Source organism: Flexivirga sp. (assembly GCF_051955415.1).
GTDB lineage: Bacteria > Actinomycetota > Actinomycetes > Actinomycetales > Dermatophilaceae > Flexivirga.
This window is the reverse complement of sequence record NZ_JBQCGS010000021.1, coordinates 45,737-61,388: the sequence shown is the minus strand read 5'-3', so window position 1 is coordinate 61,388 and position 15,652 is coordinate 45,737. Positions and strand designations below refer to the sequence as shown.

The following is a 15,652-nucleotide window of genomic DNA, read 5'->3' as shown; positions in this document are numbered from 1 at the left end:
CGTGCTGTTGACGCCTCGCGAACTGCACCTGATCAGCCTGCACGACCCGGAGGCCGAGCCCGGCGATGTGCAGGTGTGGCCGGACGACGACACCACCCACCCGCCGTACCTGGACCTGAGCCTGCTGCAACGCGACGGGCTGAGCGTGGTCGCCTCCAGCGGCATTCTGCGCGAGGAGGTCGGTGCGACGCGTGTCGACGCCGCGTCGGTGGTCACGCTGAACGACCGCGGGGGAGTCGCGCGCGTCAGTCACATCACCGAGCGCATCACCGCACCGTTGCGGCGCAGCGCCTGACCGGCCACCGCAATGGGCAGAATCACCAGCAGGCACAAAGTCGTGCGCATCGACCTCGATCACGGCGTGACGACCCGGGCGGAGGTCGCGGCGGTCGAGGAACCACTGGAGATCCGGGTCGACGACGAGGTGCTGACGGTCACCATGCGCACACCGGGACACGACGTGGAGTTGGCGCACGGCCTGCTGCAGGCCGAGGGCATCATCCGGCGCCGCGAGGACGTGCTCATCGCTCGCTACTGCGCCGACACGGAGCTGATGAACGTCCTGCAGTTGCAGCTGCGGGACCGTGCAGGCGTGCCGGCCACCGCTCAACGCAGTCTGATCTCACACGGCGGATGCGGTCTGTGCGGAAAGACCAGCATCGACGCCGTCACGGCGTCACCGGCGTATGACGCGGCAGCCGCCGTCTCCTCCCTGCGCGTGCCCGCCGAACGCATCGCCGCGCTGCCGGACCTGCTGCGTGCCGGACAAACCGTGTTCGACAAGACCGGCGGGGTGCACGCCGCCGGCCTGTTCGAGCTGCAGGGCGACGCACTGGTCATTCGCGAGGACATCGGGCGGCACAACGCGGTGGACAAGATCACCGGCTGGGCGCTGCTGCAGGAGCGGGCGACCACCGAGACCATCGCGATGGTGTCGTCGCGGGCGTCGTTCGAGATCGTGCAGAAGGTTGCGATGGCCGGCATACCGGTGCTGGCGTGCGTGTCGGCGCCGTCCAGCCTGGCCATCGAGGCCGCCGAACGGCTCGGGGTGACCCTGGTGGCCTACACGCGGGGGCGCCGAATGACCGTGTGCAGCCACTCGGAGCGCATTCTCCCGCCGTGACCTGCCCGACCCTCGGGGAGACGTCCCGGCGAACGCCGCCGCACCACTTAGCCTTGTCCCGTGACTGACCCGACGACTGACGCGTTGCCGCCGCATCGGCAGATCTGGACGGTGCCCAACCTGCTGTCCATCGGGCGACTCATCGGTGTGCCGGTCTTCCTGTGGCTGATGTTCGCCGACCATCGTCTGTGGGCGCTCTGGGTGCTGGTGGTGTCCGGCGTGACCGACTACCTGGACGGCAAGATCGCCCGCAGGTACGGCCTCGTCACGCGGCTGGGCCAATTGCTCGACCCGGCCGCGGACCGCCTCTACATCCTGTCCACGATCATCGCGCTCGCCTGGAAGGACATCATCCCGTGGTGGCTCGTGGCGGTCCTGCTGCTGCGTGAGCTGATGGTCTTCGGGCTGGGCCCGACCCTGCGCCGGCACCGGCTGCCCATCCCGCCGGTGCACTTCATCGGCAAGGCGGCCACCTTCTGCCTCATCTACGGCTTCCCGCTGGTGCTGCTCGGCAGCCTCGACAACGCCTGGGGTGACGTCGCCCGGCCGATCGGCTGGTCGTTCGTGTGGTGGGGCACGGTGCTCTACTGGCTGGCCGGCGTGATGTATGTCGGGCAGGTCCGTGGCATGGTGCAGCGGGCTTCGGTCGCTCCATGACGGCCGAGCGAGAGCACCCGGGCAACGCCGAGGGCGACCCGGGCGGCACGGGGCAGAAGCCGACCGGCCGGGGCGACCCGGCGCGGTCCATGTCGCTGATCAACGACCTGATGCGGGCGCCACTGGACCCCGGCTACGAGGCCGCGGCGCGCAAGCGTCGGGCGGAGGGCAAGCCGGCCTCGACGGGATTGCGGTCGCCGTTGCTGATCGTCACGCTGGTGGTCATCGGCCTGTGCCTGGCCGTTGCGGCCCATGCGCTGCGCGTGCCGCAGGCCGCGTCGGAGAAGCGCCGGTCCGAGCTGATCAGCAGCATCAAGGAGCGGCAGGACACGATCGACGCGGACAGTCGCACGATCAACACCACCCAACAGCAGATCAACGAACTGCAGGCCACCGCACTGCAACGGCAGCACGACACCTCCCTGGCGGACCGGCTCAAGGCGCTCGAACTGACGACCGGCACGTCGGCCGCCCACGGACCCGGGCTCGTGCTCACCCTCAACGACGCACCGGACGCCGGCACCGACGCGCAGGGCAATCCGCGCACCGACAGCTCCGACACCGGACGCATCACCTCGACGGACCTGCAGATCATCGTCAACGGACTGTGGACCGCGGGCGCCGAAGCCATCTCGATCAACGGCCAGCGGCTGACCAGTCAGACGGCCATCCGCTTCGCCGGCGAGGCGATCCTGGTCAACTTCCGTGCGCTGCAACCACCCTATGACGTCACGGTGATCGGCGGCCCGAAGGTCGCCGACAACTTCCGCAGCAACTCCGGTGGCGCCTACCTGCGCGAACTCGTCGGCACCTACGGCATCCGGGAGAATCTCAGCACGAAGGACTCCGTGTCCGTTCCGGCGGCGGCCGTGGCGTCGCTCAGCCACGCACACGCACCCACCACCGCGGCGCCCACGTCGCGCGAAGGAGGATCATGATTCCGGCCATCGGGCTGGTCGTCGGTCTCGTCGTCGGCATCGTCCTGCACCCCGACGTCCCGCTGTCCCTCCAGCCCTATCTGCCCATCGCGGTGATCGCCGCTCTCGACGCCGTGTTCGGCGCCGTCCGCTCGGTGCTGGACGGGATCTTCGACGACAAGGTGTTCGTCGTCTCGTTCCTGTCCAACGTGGTGGTCGCGGCGCTGATCGTCTATCTGGGCGACCAACTCGGCGTGGGTTCGCAGCTGTCCACCGGTGTGGTGGTCGTGCTCGGCGTCCGCATCTTCAGCAACGTCGCGGCCATCCGCCGCCACCTCTTCCATGCCTAGATTTCCCGAGAACGAGAGCGCCCGCACCGGCTGGTCGCGCCTGTGGCGCGCGGCCCGGCCGCGGCTGACCCGTGCCAACGGCTACATCACCGTCCTGGCGGCACTGCTCGGCTTCGCCATGGTGGCCCAGGTCCACGAGACGCGCACCTCCGGGTTGGAGAACCTGCGTCAGGAGGACCTGGTGGCCCTCCTCGACGGCGTCAACCAGCAGTCGCTGAAGCTGAGCAAGGAGGCCGACCGGCTGACCCGGACCAAGTCCCAGCTGGAGAGCTCGGGTGGCGACGAAGCGGCGCTGCAGGCCGCGACCGACCGGCTCAAGACCCTCGGCATCCTGGCCGGCACGCTGCCGGCCACGGGTCCCGGCATCCGCATCACCATCGCCGACCCCAAGAACGTCGTGCGACCCAGCGACATCCTCAACGCGGTGGAAGAACTGCGCGACGCCGGAGCGGAGGCGATCCAGCTCGGACCGGTACGCATCGTCGCCGACAGCTACTTCGCCACCGCCGCCGACGGTCGGCTGGTCGCCGACGGCACCCCGGTCGACCCGCCATACGTGATCACCGCGATCGGCGATCCGCACACGATGTCGACGGCGATGGCGATTCCCGGCGGCGTGGTCGACGCGCTCAAACAGCTGGGAGCGACCCCGACGGTGAAGTCCGCGACACGGGTTGAGGTGACTGCGTTGCGGCCCGCGAGCACGCCTCGTTACGCTCAGCCCAGTACGTCGTGACCGGGCAGCTACTCACCCGGCTCGAGCCGAGCACCATGCCGAACCGGAGCTGCTCCGGTTCCCGATCCGATTCGCGTTCAAGGAGACTCATGAGCGACCTCGAATACCCCGCCGACCTGCGTTACACCGCCGACCACGAGTGGGTGAAGGAGCAGGGCGAGGGCGTGGTGCGGATCGGCATCTCGGCGTTCGCCCAGGACGCGCTCGGTGACGTGGTCTACGTCAGCCTGCCCACGGTGGGCGACACCGTGGCAGCCGGCGACGCCTGCGGCGAGGTCGAGTCGACCAAGTCGGTCAGCGACCTCTACTCGCCGCTGGCCGGCGAGGTGACCGCGATCAACGAGCAGCTCGACGCCACGCCCGAGCTGGTCAACACCGACCCCTATGGGGAGGGCTGGATGAACGAGCTGAAGCTGGCGGACGCCGCCGCGGTCGGCGGCCTGCAGGACGTGGAAGCGTACAAAGCGTCGCTCGGCTGAGCGTACGATCGACACTTCCACCCTTCCGCCGATCCCGAGGTTGATTCGATGACCAACGACGACAGCGACTTCGCGCAGGGCGATGCCGGGCGGCGTGAGGCCCCGGCGCAGCCGCCCCGCGAGGCTGCGGGCGACGCCACCGCGCGATTCTCCGCCGCCCCGGCGGAGGACACCGTCGCGGAGCGACCCAGCAGCACCGAGGTCCGGTTGTCCTCCTCCGACCAGGCGACGATCGACGCGCTCCGGCCGGGCACCGCACTGCTGCTCGCGCTGCGCGGTCCCAACTCCGGCGCCCGGTTCCTGCTGGACGACAACGAGGTGAGTGTCGGCCGACACCCGAGCAGCGACATCTTCCTGGACGACGTGACGGTCTCCCGTCGGCACGCGGTCTTCCGCCGCACCGACAACGGCTACGCCGTCACCGACATCGGCTCGCTCAACGGCACCTACGTCAACTCCCAGATCGTCGACTCGCACGATCTGACGACCGGCGACGAGGTCATGATCGGTAAATATCGTCTCGTCTTCTACGGCGCACCGACGTCGTGACCGAACGGTCGCCCGGCCTGTCGATCGGCGCGGTGCTGACCCGGTTGCAGGAAGAATTCCCCGACCTCACCCTCTCGAAGGTGCGGTTCCTCGATGCGCAGGGCCTCGTGTCACCCGAGCGTGCCGCGTCCGGTTACCGCCGGTATGCCGAGCGCGACGTGGACCGGCTGAGGTTCGTGCTGCGCTGTCAGCGCGACAAGTACTGGCCGTTGAAGGTCATCGCCGAGGCGCTGGACGCCTACGACCGCGGGCTGCGGCCCAGCGAGCACAGCGACGGGCCGCAGCCGCCGTCCGCGGAAACGGACCCGGCACTGGCCGCGGTGCACGGCGACACGGCCGCGGGGGAGCAGACGGTCCGGCTGACCCGTGCCGAGTTGCAGCGCGCGACCGGCCTGGACTCGCGTGCGCTGGCGGACCTGGAGTCATTCGGCCTGGTGCATTCGGATGCGGACAGCCTCTACACCGGGCTGGATCTGCAGGTCGCCCACGCGGCCGCGTCGCTGTTGTCCTACGGCATCGAGGCGCGCCACCTGCGCCCCTTCCGGCTGGCCGCCGAGCGGGAGGTCGCACTGGTCCAGGGACTGACCGGCGCATCCCACGAGGTCGATGCCGAAGGACTCGTCCGCCAGTGTCTCGAGCTGCACCTCGCGCTGGTGCGCGCCGACCTCGCACGGGAGTAGCGTTGTCGCTGTGAAACAGGTCGATGTGATGGGTGTGCGGGTCGAGATGCCGACCAACAAGCCGATCCTGTTGCTGCGCGAACGGGACGGCGAGCGATACGTGCCGATCTGGATCGGTGCCCCGGAAGCGACGGCGATCGCCTACGCGCAACAGGGTGTCACCCCGCCACGGCCGTTGACGCACGACCTGCTGCTGGATGTGCTGACCGGGCTGGGTCACGAGTTGTCCAGCGTGATGATCACCCGGATGGAGGACGGCATCTTCTACGCCGAGCTGGTGATCGACGGCGACCAGCGGATCAGCGCGCGGTCGTCCGATGCGGTTGCTGTGGCGTTGCGCGCCCAGGTGCCGGTCTTCGTCGACGAGGACGTGCTGGCCGAGGCCGGCGTCGACGTCCCGGTCGAGGAGGAGGACGAGGTCGAGCGCTTCCGCGAGTTCCTGGACAACGTGTCCGCCGAGGACTTCGAGGTCGGCGACGAGGGTCCGGAGGAATCATGACCCCGACTCGCAACCTTCACTTGAAGGTGAGGGACAGAAACGCGATCGCGACACGCGCCGCGGTCGTTGCGTCCACGCATGCCGGGCCATACGTTGGCGGAGCATCACGCGCGAGTTCGAGCAACCCAGCACGAGCCTCGCGGCGCATGCTGGAAATCGTTGGAGGATGTCGTGGTCAGCAAGGGTGAAGCACGTAGCGCGGTGTCGAGCGCGCCCGCTCCGATGCAGGAAGCGCTGTTCACGCACGACCTGCCCGAGGAGATGACCGACCAGGTCGGTTACCGCGGTCCGGCGGTGTGCCGCGCGGCCGGCGTCACCTATCGGCAGCTGGACTACTGGGCACGCACCGGGCTGCTGGAGCCGTCGGTGCGCAATCCGACCGGATCGGGCCACCAGCGCCTCTACAGCTTCCGCGACATCCTGGTCATCAAGGTCATCAAACGGCTGCTGGACACCGGCGTCTCGCTGCAGCAGATCCGTGTCGCGGTGACCGTCCTGCGCGAGCACGGCGTGTCCGAGCTGGCCGGCATCACCCTGATGTCGGACGGCGCGAGTGTCTACGAGTGCACGTCCGACGACCAGGTCATCGACCTGCTCCGCGGCGGACAGGGTGTCTTCGGCATCGCGCTCGGCTCGGTGTGGCGCGAGGTCGAAGGTTCGCTCTCGGAGCTGCCCGGCGAGCGCCCCGAGGACGAGGCGCCGGCGCCGCATCCCGGCGACGAGTTGCACGAGCGACGCAGCCGCCGCAACGCCGCCGGCTGACCCGGCAGCCACTGCCTCCGAAGACCCGCAGCGCGATGCTGCGGGTCTTCTCGTGCCATGGTGGTCGTCCAGGGCGACCGACGGGACCGGCCCGGATGTGCGCTCTGATAAATTGGCGCTTGCTGACGACACCGGGCGGGAGAGTTCCGCCATACCGGGTCGGACGCCGAAGGGGCAACCACCTCAGAACCTCTCAGGCGCCAGGACCGCCCGGCCGAGGCATCGCTGAAGGCACCGCCGGTGACGACAGTTGAGGACACTAACGTCATCGCACGACCCCGACCGAAGGTGCCGCCTCATGAGTGCTGTCGAGCTGCCCGACTTCCCGTCCCGCCACATCGGACCGACCGATGACGACATGTCGTCGATGCTCGGTCTGCTCGGTTACTCCACGATGGAGGATCTGCTCGCCACGGCGGTGCCCGGTGGCATCCGCGCCTCGGAGGCCCTCGCGGTTGACGCCGCCCCGTCCGAGCCGGCCGTGCTCGAGGAGTTGCGCGCCAAGGCCGACCGCAATCAGGTGCTCACCTCGATGATCGGCCTGGGCTACTACGGCACACACACTCCGGCAGTGGTGCGCCGCAACATCCTGGAGAACCCCGCCTGGTACACCGCCTACACGCCGTACCAGCCGGAGATCTCCCAGGGCCGGTTGGAGGCGCTGCTCAACTTCCAGACGGTCATCTCCGACCTGACGGGCCTGCCGACCGCCGGTTCGTCGCTGCTGGACGAGGCCACGGCGGTGGCCGAGGCGATGACGCTGATGCGGCGCGGGTCCAAGGCGGCCAAGGATGCCGTCCTGCTGCTGGACGCACAGCTGATGCCTCAGTCGATCGCGGTGGTGCAGACGCGCGCGACGGCGCTCGACATCGAGGTCGTGGTGGCCGACCTGCGTTCGGTCAACGACACCGAGGGGCTGCGTGCCGCGGCGGGGGAGCGCGACGTCTTCGGCGTCGTGGTCCAGTACCCCGGTGCTGACGGCGTCATCCACGACTGGCGGGCGCTGGCCGAGGCGGCGCACGAGGTCAAGGCGCTGGTGACCGTCGCGGCGGACCTGCTCGCGCTGACCCTGCTCACCTCGCCCGCCGAGCTCGGCGCGGACGTCGCGGTGGGCACCAGTCAGCGGTTCGGTGTGCCGATGGGCTTCGGCGGCCCCCACGCCGGTTACATGAGTGTCCGCACGGGCCTGGAGCGCACCATGCCGGGCAGGCTGGTGGGCGTGAGCGTCGACGCGGACGGCGCTCCGGCATACCGCCTGGCACTGCAGACCCGCGAGCAGCACATCCGCCGCGAGAAGGCCACCTCCAACATCTGCACCGCACAGGTCCTGCTGGCCGTGATGGCCTCGATGTATGCCGTGTGGCACGGCCCGGACGGCCTGCGCGACATCGCCCGCTCGGTGCACGGCAAGGCCGTCGGCCTCGCCGAGGCACTGCGCGGCGGCGGTGTCGAGCTGATCAGTGACAGCTTCTTCGACACGGTCACCGCCGTCGTCCCCGGCCGCGCCGACTCGGTGGTCGAGGCCGCGCTGCGGCGCGGCATCAACGTCTGGCGCGTCGACAGCGACCACGTGTCGGTCAGCGTCGACGAGACGACGACCGACGAGCAGCTGGCGGCCGTAGCCGCGGCATTCGGCGTCAACGCCCCGGTGCCGTCGGACGGCGGGCTGAGCTGGGACCAGAGCCTGGTGCGCACCGACGAGATCCTGACCCACCCGGTGTTCAGCGCCCACCACAGCGAGACCGCGATGCTGCGCTACCTGCGCGCGTTGGCCGACCGGGACTACGCCCTGGACCGCGGCATGATCCCGCTCGGATCGTGCACCATGAAGCTCAACGCCACCACCGAGATGGAGTCGATCACCTGGCCGGAGTTCGCGAACCTGCACCCGTTCGCGCCGTCCGCTCAGACCGAGGGCATCCGCGAGCTGATCACCGACCTCGAGCAGTGGCTGTGCGAGATCACCGGTTACGACTCGGTGTCGCTGCAGCCGAACGCCGGTTCGCAGGGCGAGCTCGCCGGGTTGCTGGCGATCCGCGGCTACCACGAGTCGCGCGGTGAGTCGGCGCGCAACGTGTGCCTCATCCCAGCCTCGGCGCACGGCACCAATGCCGCGTCCGCGGTGATGGCGGGGATGAAGGTCGTCGTCGTCAAGACCGCCCCGACCGGCGAGATCGATATGGACGACCTGAAGGGCAAGCTGAAGGAGCACGGCGAGGACCTGGCGGCCATCATGGTCACCTACCCGTCGACCCACGGCGTCTTCGAGGACACCATCTCCGAGCTGTGCTCGCTGGTGCACGAGGCAGGCGGCCAGGTCTACGTCGACGGCGCCAACCTCAATGCGCTGATCGGGCTGGCCCGGCCGGGCAAGTTCGGCGGCGACGTGTCGCACCTCAACCTGCACAAGACCTTCTGCATCCCGCACGGTGGCGGCGGTCCGGGCGTCGGCCCGATCGGTGTCCGCGAGCACCTGACGCCCTACCTGCCCTCGCACCCGTTCGCGGAGGAACTCACCGGGGAGACCGGGCCGGTGTCGGCCGCGCCATACGGCTCGGCGTCGATCCTGCCGATCTCCTGGGCCTATGTGCGTCTGATGGGCGGTGCGGGCCTGGCCACGGCGACCCAGGCGGCCATCCTGTCGGCCAATTACGTCGCCAAGCGGCTCGGCGCGCACTACCCGGTGCTGTATGCCGGCGAGGGCGGACTGGTCGCGCACGAGTGCATCCTGGACCTGCGCGGCCTGACCAAGGAGTCGGGCGTGACCGTCGACGACGTCGCCAAGCGTCTGATCGACTACGGCTTCCACGCGCCGACGATGTCCTTCCCGGTGGCCGGCACGCTGATGGTCGAGCCGACCGAGAGCGAGTCGCTGGAGGAGCTGGACCGCTTCTGCGACGCGATGATCGCCATCCGCGCCGAGATCCAGCAGGTCATGGACGGCAACGTCACGGCCGAGGAGTCGGTGCTGCGGCACGCCCCGCACACCGCCCTGTCACTGGCTGCGGACGATTGGACGCACCCCTACTCGCGCCGCGAGGCGGCATACCCCCACGGGGTGGACCCGCTGCGGAAGTACTGGGCACCCGTCCGTCGCATCGACGGTGCCTACGGTGACCGCAACCTGATCTGCTCGTGCCCGGCGCCGGAGGCGTTCGAGGACTGAGGAGTTCCTGGTCCGTCGTCGGAGCGGTGCCACGGGGCTGCCCGCCCGGTGGCACCGCAGCAGTGGCAGCCGGCTCAGTCCGGCCGGGCCGTCGTCAGGCAGAACGGGTGCCCGGCCGGGTCGAGGAGGACACGGAAGAGGTGAGGGGCCGGCTGAACCGATGCCTGGACCGCTCCGAGGGCCTCGGCCTCCGACACGGAGACGACCAACTCGTCGACCGCGATGTCCAGGTGCGCGATCGCCGGACCGTGGGGATCCGGCCAGATCGGGCGCCGGTAGTCGTCAACCCGCATGGCGGTGAGGAACACGTCGCCGACGGCCACCGCGACGACGGAGCCGTCCGGAGCCCGGAAGGCCTCGCGTCCACCGAGCAGCCGCCGATAGAAGTCGGCCAACGCGGGTGCGTCCGGACACTGGAGGGAGAAGGAGGCGAGCGCGCCGACCCGGCCGGTGATGTCATCCGTCATGGGAGCAGCCTCGCAGAGGACTCCGACAGCCCCACCGCCCGTCCCGGTCAGTCCGGCTCCGACCAGCCCGTCAGCCGCCAGCCGTCCCCGCGCAGCTCGGTCTCGGCGAATGCGCAATTGGCGAAAACCTCTGGTTTGACACCCGATTCGAAGGTCAGCAGGTTGCGGACGGCGAGAGTGAGTATGCCGCCGTGCGCGATGACCAGCACGGTCTCGCCGGGGTGGGCGTCGGCGATGTCGCCCAGCACCGTGTTGACCCGCGCGACCACTTCCTCGCCCGTCTCACCGCCCGGCACCCGCAGTGACAGGTCGTCGTCGAGCCAGCGCCGGAAGGTCGCGGCGAAGGGGTCGGTGTCGCGTGCGACGCCGTAGTGGTCGCCGACCGCGAACTCCTGCAGCCCGGTGCGGGTGGTCACGTCGACACCGAGCCGTGCGGCCGCGATCTCGGCGGTCTGGACCGCCCGGGCCATCGTGCTGCTGTAGACGTGGACGACGCGTCGGCCGTGCAACCGGTCGGCGAGCGCTGCGGCCTGCGCCCGGCCGTCCCGGGTCAGCGAGCCGCCTTCGCCGGACCAGGTCGTGCTCTCGTATGCCGCCTCGCCGTGTCGCGCGAGCAACACGGTCGCGGGGCAGTGCAGCATCGTCATGTCAACGTCACCTCAACGAGCTGCCACCGGCGCGCCGGCGCGGACAGCACTGAGGTAGTTGGCGATCCGGCCGATGGCTTCGGTGAGGACCTCCACGTCCGGCAGGGTCACCAGCCGGAAGTGGTCCGGCTCGGACCAGTTGAAGCCGGTGCCGTGGGTCACCAGGATCTTCTCCGCTTGCAGCAGATCGATGACGAACTGCTGGTCGTCCTCGATCGGGTAGACCGCCGGGTCGAGGCGGGGGAAGCAGTAGAGCGCGCCGCGGGGCTTGACGCAGCTGACCCCGGGGATCTCGTTGAGCAATCGCCACGCGGTCATGGACTGTTCGTAGAACCGCCCGCCGGGTCCGATGAGCTCGTTGATCGACTGGTAGCCGCCGAGCGCGGTCTGAATCGCGTGCTGACCCGGCACGTTGGCGCACATGCGCATGTTGGCCAGCAGGGTGAGGCCTTCCAGGAAATCGGCCGCGAGGTGCTTGGGTCCGGACACCATCAGCCACCCGGCGCGGTAGCCGCAGGCGCGGTAGGCCGTGGACAGGCCGCTGAAGGTCAGGCACAGCACGTCGTCACCGGCGAAGGTCGCGGCGTGGTGATGCACGGCGTCCTCGAAGAGGATCTTTTCGTAGATCTCGTCGACCATCAGCACCAGATCGTGCCGTCGGGCGATGTCGACCAGCCCCCGAACGGTGTCCTCGGAGTAGACGGCGCCTGTGGGATTGTTGGGGTTGATCACCACCAGAGCGTGGGTGTCGGCGGTGACCTTGGCCTCGATGTCGGCCAGGTCGGGGTTCCAGTCGTTCTCCTCGTCGCATCGGTAGTGCACCGGGGTGCCACCGGCGAGTGACACCGCGCCGGTCCAGAGCGGATAGTCCGGTGCTGGCACCAGGATCTGGTTGCCGTCGTCGACGAAGGCCTGCAGCACCATGCTGATCAGCTCCGAGACGCCGTTGCCGATGAAGACGTCCTCGACGGTGGTGTCGGTCAATCCGTGCGACTGGTAGTAGTGGGCCACGGCGGTCCGTGCCGAGTAGATCCCGCGGCTGTCGCTGTAGCCCTGGGATTGCGGCAGGTTGTGGATCATGTCGCGCAGCACGGCGTCCGGCGCCTCGAACCCGAACGGTGCGGTGTTGCCGATGTTGAGCTTCAGGATGCGGTGACCCTGGGCCTCCAGCTTCTCGGCCTCCACCAGGATCGGTCCGCGCACGTCATACCGGACGTCCTGGAGCTTCTTGGACTGTTTGATGGGCCGCACCACACCAGTTTCCCACGGGAAGGAGCACGTCGGCGGCAGTGTCCGCGGCGTGGCCCGGTGTCACGCCACCGCGTCGGTGTGGACCTGCAACGTCGAGCCGTGCGCAGTCTTGCGGACCCGGATCTGAGCTTGTATGCGGGTGCGGAGTTCGTCGACGTGGCTGACGATGCAGACGGTGCGGCCACCAGCGCGCAGACCGTCCAGAACGTCCAGCACCTGCTCGAGGCTGTCCTCGTCGAGGGAGCCGAACCCCTCGTCCACCAGCAGCGTCTCGAGCCGGCGCCCGCCGGCCGCCTCCAGGACGGCGTCGCCGAGCCCGAGCGCGAGGGCCAGGGACGCGATGAACGACTCACCTCCGGACAGCGTCGCCGTGTCACGAGTGGTGCCGGTCCAGGCATCACGCACGCGCAGGCCGAGCCCGCTCTTGCTGCCGTGCGCAGCGCGCTCGTCGGTGTGCTCCAGCTGGTAACGGCCACCGGTCATCACCTGCAGTCGCTCGTTGGCCAGCGCGGTCACCGACTCCAGCCGGGCGGCCAGCACGTATGCCGTCAGCCGCATGCGCATCGTGTTGTCGCCGGAGCCGGTCACCGCCGTGGCGACCGAGGTGGCCACCGACAACTCCTCCTGCAGCGTGGCGTGCTCTGCGTCGTGGGCAGCGAGTTCGGCACCGATGCGCTGCAGGGTGGTGAGGGCGCGGCGCACCTCTGCGACGGCATCGCGGGTGTGCCGGGCGGTCCGCTCGGCAACGGCCAGTTCTGCGGCGACGGTGTCGCAGTCGGCAGGGGGAGCTGCGACTGCCGCAGCGACCTCCGGTTGTTCGAGGACCCCGGTGGCGCGTTCCTCGTCGGAGCGAGCCCGCTCGAGCATGGCCTGCACCTGCCGGACGTCGTGCTCGTCGAGCCGTGCCGCCGCCGCGGCGGCCTGGTCCGCGAAACCGGTGTGCTCCAGCACGGTGTCGAGTTCCTGGCGCGCCGTGGCGAGCTCGGCGGCCGCAGCGCGTTGTGCTGCTGCGGCGGCCACCAACCGGTCGAGCAGCGCGACGCATTCCCGGTGGGTCGCGACCGGATCGGCCGTCGCGTCGAGGTCCTGGGCTCCCGGCGCGCAGCCGCAGACGTCGTCGTGCTCGCGGCCCATCTGCCGCGTGCGTGTGTCGAGGGCCGCTCGTTGCTCCTGCAACGCCTCGACACGTGCGGAGGCCAGCTGCACAGCCTCCTCTGCGGTGCGAGCCGCATCCCGAGCAGCGTGCCACTCGGCGTCGAACGCCGCGAGCTGATCGTCGACCACCTGCAGTTGCCGGACCGCAGACTGGGCGGCAGCCGCGCGGTCGGCGATCTCGTGGCGACCTGGGGTCAACGAACCGGCGAGTTCGACCAGCGCCGCCGACAACGCCTCGGAGGCGACCTTCGCTTCGTCGGTCGCCATCGCCGCGTCACCGAAGCCGTCGAGCGCCGCCGCGGCCCGAGCATGTGCACTCTCGGTCGCAGCGCGCAGCTCGATGCGCAACTGCAGCACCCGCTGCCGGTCCGCGCCGACCTCGTCGAGCGGCTCCGCGTCGGTCGCGGCCAGGATGCCGATCGCCTCCAGCGCCGCCCGGCTGGAACTGTGTGCGCGCCCCACGGTGGTGGACCAGGCACTGCCCGCGCGTTCGGCGGCGGTCAGTGCGGTCCCGGCCGCGTGTTCCGCAGCTGCGACCTGCTCGGCGTCGACATGACCATCGGCGCGGCGAGCGAGTCGGGGGTGGTCGGGCGAACCGCACACGGGGCACGGGTCCCCGTGGCCCAGGTCGGCGGCCAGTTCGGCGGCGATGCCGTCGACGCGTGCGGTCCGCAGGCGGAGCACCTCGCGCTCGGCCGCCGCCCAGCGCCGCTGGGTCTGTCGGTGGCGGTCACCGGCGGCGATCGCGGCGTCCACGTCGCTCGTCGCAGCGTCGAGCGCCTGGCACGCGAGATCGACCTCGCGGTGCAGGCGATCCCAGTGCGGGTGCGCAGTTGCCGCCGCTTGCACCGCGGCGCGGCGTGCGTCGAGGTCCTCCAGCTGGCGTCCGGCCGCGGCCACAGCGGCGCGGCGACGGTCCACCTCCGCCGTGGCCTCCTCGACGGCGGTGCGGGCCGCTTCGAGCTGGCCGGCGACGTCGTCTTGGTGCCGGCGCAACTCGGCGTGCCCGGCCAGTGCGGCTCCGCTCGCTTCGGCCCGCTCGGCGAGCGGCATGAGCGCCGACTCCGACAGAGCGCTCTCGGCCGACGGCTCCGGCACACTCCAGGCGGCGCGCCGGACGAGCTCGTGGCGTCGGAAGTCGGCGTCCTGCCGGGCAGCATCGTGCGCTGCCCGGCGGCGGGTGAGCGCCACGATCGCCGGAGTGCACCGGTCCGCCCGCTCGGCCAGCTTCAGCCGATCACGTGCTGCGCGCACCCGAGGGCGTTCGGCGGCGACCCGGTCCATGGTCTGCTGGGCGGCCCTGGCCTGCCGCTGCAGACCGGCCAGGGTCTGCTCGGCCTGTAGCCGGCCGCGCCACCGGTCGACGTCGCCCGCCGCGGTATCCGCAGCGGCCAAGGCGGTCGTCAGCGCCTCGGAGAGCGTCGTGGTGAGCCGGTCGAGTGCCGCCGCGTTGCCGTCCCAGGCTGTGTCGTGCGTGGCCGGCTCGTCCGTGCCGGTGACCTCCAGCTCGGTGACCTCCAGCTCGGTGATCGCTTCCGCCGCGCGAGCCAGCAAGGCCGCACGACGGGCCTGCGCCTCGATCGCGCGCGCTTCCAACGCCTTGCGGTGTGCGGTGAGCCATTGCTCGAGGGCCGCGAAGTCGCTGATGTCGAACAGCCGCTCGAGCAACCGCCCGCGATCGTCGGGTTTGGCGCGCAGGAAGGCCGTGAACTCGCCCTGCGGGAGCAGCATGACCTGTGCGAACTGGGGCAGGCCCATGCCCAGCAGGTCACCGATCGTCTGGGCGACCTCGTCATGGCGAGTCCCCACCGTCTGCCAGGCGCCGTTGCGGCGCTCCTCGAGCGTCACACTCCCGCGCTGTGTGCGAGTGCCGGAGCCGCGCTTCTTGGGCACCTGGTGCTCGGGGGACCGCCGGACCCGCAGGCGGCGGTCACCCACACCGAACTCCAACTCGACCTCGGGTCGCACACCGGGATCGGCGTGGTCGCTGCGCAACGTGTCGCGTCCCTGCATCCGGCCGCCCGGCACGCCGCCGAACAGCGCGAAGCAGATGCCGTCCAGGATGCTGGTCTTGCCGGCGCCCGTCGGACCGTGGATGAGGTGCAGACCTGCGGCGGCCAGGTCGTCGAAATCCACCCATTCGGTGCCGGCAAACGGCCCGAACGCCTGCAGCCGGAGCCGGTGCAGTCTCATGAGCCGGGCCCCTTCGAACTG

At 70.2% G+C, this 15,652-nt stretch carries 16 protein-coding genes and 1 riboswitch; of the genes, 12 read left to right on the top strand and 4 right to left on the bottom strand.

What is annotated here, in order from left to right:
* The 12 genes from ACTHL4_RS04000 to gcvP all read left to right on the top strand — a co-directional run.
* On the top strand, positions 1 to 295 hold a 295-nt coding region (locus ACTHL4_RS04000), incomplete at its 5' end, for a hypothetical protein (protein ID WP_440281445.1).
* A gap of 12 nt (positions 296 to 307) precedes the next feature.
* Entirely contained in the window at positions 308 to 1,123 is an 816-nt protein-coding gene (gene fdhD, locus ACTHL4_RS03995; protein ID WP_440281444.1) for a formate dehydrogenase accessory sulfurtransferase FdhD, read from the top strand.
* Positions 1,124 to 1,183: 60 nt separating this feature from the next.
* A complete protein-coding gene (locus ACTHL4_RS03990) occupies positions 1,184 to 1,780 on the top strand; it encodes a CDP-alcohol phosphatidyltransferase family protein (protein WP_440281443.1) in 597 nt (198 codons plus the stop codon).
* The gene (locus ACTHL4_RS03985) at positions 1,777 to 2,718 is read left to right on the top strand and encodes a DUF881 domain-containing protein (protein ID WP_440281442.1); all 942 of its coding nucleotides are present in this window, start codon (positions 1,777 to 1,779) and stop codon (positions 2,716 to 2,718) included. The genes ACTHL4_RS03990 and ACTHL4_RS03985 overlap by 4 nt, the downstream gene beginning before the upstream one ends.
* Positions 2,715 to 3,047, top strand: coding sequence for a small basic family protein (locus ACTHL4_RS03980; protein ID WP_440281441.1), 333 nt, complete (start codon positions 2,715 to 2,717; stop codon positions 3,045 to 3,047). The genes ACTHL4_RS03985 and ACTHL4_RS03980 overlap by 4 nt, the downstream gene beginning before the upstream one ends.
* Positions 3,040 to 3,783: a DUF881 domain-containing protein gene (locus ACTHL4_RS03975; protein ID WP_440281440.1), complete on the top strand. Its 744-nt coding sequence runs from the start codon at positions 3,040 to 3,042 to the stop codon at positions 3,781 to 3,783. The genes ACTHL4_RS03980 and ACTHL4_RS03975 overlap by 8 nt, the downstream gene beginning before the upstream one ends.
* Before the next feature lie 89 nt (positions 3,784 to 3,872).
* Entirely contained in the window at positions 3,873 to 4,262 is a 390-nt protein-coding gene (gene gcvH, locus ACTHL4_RS03970; protein ID WP_440281439.1) for a glycine cleavage system protein GcvH, read from the top strand.
* A gap of 48 nt (positions 4,263 to 4,310) precedes the next feature.
* Entirely contained in the window at positions 4,311 to 4,811 is a 501-nt protein-coding gene (locus ACTHL4_RS03965; RefSeq protein ID WP_440281438.1) for an FHA domain-containing protein, read from the top strand.
* The gene (gene ftsR / locus ACTHL4_RS03960; protein WP_440281437.1) at positions 4,808 to 5,491 is read left to right on the top strand and encodes a transcriptional regulator FtsR; all 684 of its coding nucleotides are present in this window, start codon (positions 4,808 to 4,810) and stop codon (positions 5,489 to 5,491) included. Before ACTHL4_RS03965 ends, ftsR begins: the two co-directional genes overlap by 4 nt.
* Positions 5,492 to 5,501: 10 nt before the next feature.
* Positions 5,502 to 5,990, top strand: a complete 489-nt coding sequence (locus ACTHL4_RS03955; RefSeq protein WP_440281436.1) for a bifunctional nuclease family protein — start codon at positions 5,502 to 5,504, stop codon at positions 5,988 to 5,990.
* 222 nt (positions 5,991 to 6,212) lie between these two features.
* Positions 6,213 to 6,752, top strand: coding sequence for a MerR family transcriptional regulator (locus ACTHL4_RS03950; protein ID WP_440281447.1), 540 nt, complete (start codon positions 6,213 to 6,215; stop codon positions 6,750 to 6,752).
* Positions 6,753 to 6,878: 126 nt separating this feature from the next.
* A riboswitch (glycine riboswitch) is annotated at positions 6,879 to 6,971 on the top strand.
* A gap of 79 nt (positions 6,972 to 7,050) precedes the next feature.
* Complete coding sequence (gene gcvP / locus ACTHL4_RS03945) at positions 7,051 to 9,918, top strand: aminomethyl-transferring glycine dehydrogenase (protein ID WP_440281435.1); 2,868 nt, start codon at positions 7,051 to 7,053, stop codon at positions 9,916 to 9,918.
* A 74-nt stretch (positions 9,919 to 9,992) separates the two neighbouring features.
* On the opposite strand, the gene ACTHL4_RS03940 is transcribed toward gcvP, so the two are convergent.
* From ACTHL4_RS03940 to ACTHL4_RS03925, 4 genes are read right to left on the bottom strand one after another with little or no spacing between them, the layout of a single operon-like run.
* Positions 9,993 to 10,385 carry a VOC family protein gene (locus ACTHL4_RS03940; RefSeq protein WP_440281434.1) on the bottom strand — a complete coding sequence of 131 codons (393 nt, stop codon included), beginning with the start codon at positions 10,383 to 10,385 and terminating at the stop codon, positions 9,993 to 9,995.
* Positions 10,386 to 10,432: 47 nt separating this feature from the next.
* Positions 10,433 to 11,032, bottom strand: a complete 600-nt coding sequence (locus ACTHL4_RS03935; protein ID WP_440281433.1) for a histidine phosphatase family protein — start codon at positions 11,030 to 11,032, stop codon at positions 10,433 to 10,435.
* 12 nt (positions 11,033 to 11,044) lie between these two features.
* Positions 11,045 to 12,283 (bottom strand): pyridoxal phosphate-dependent aminotransferase, encoded by a 1,239-nt coding sequence (locus ACTHL4_RS03930; protein ID WP_440281432.1) that lies wholly within the window; start codon positions 12,281 to 12,283, stop codon positions 11,045 to 11,047.
* A 60-nt stretch (positions 12,284 to 12,343) separates the two neighbouring features.
* Positions 12,344 to 15,631: an AAA family ATPase gene (locus ACTHL4_RS03925; RefSeq protein ID WP_440281431.1), complete on the bottom strand. Its 3,288-nt coding sequence runs from the start codon at positions 15,629 to 15,631 to the stop codon at positions 12,344 to 12,346.
* Positions 15,632 to 15,652: the final 21 nt, after the last annotated feature.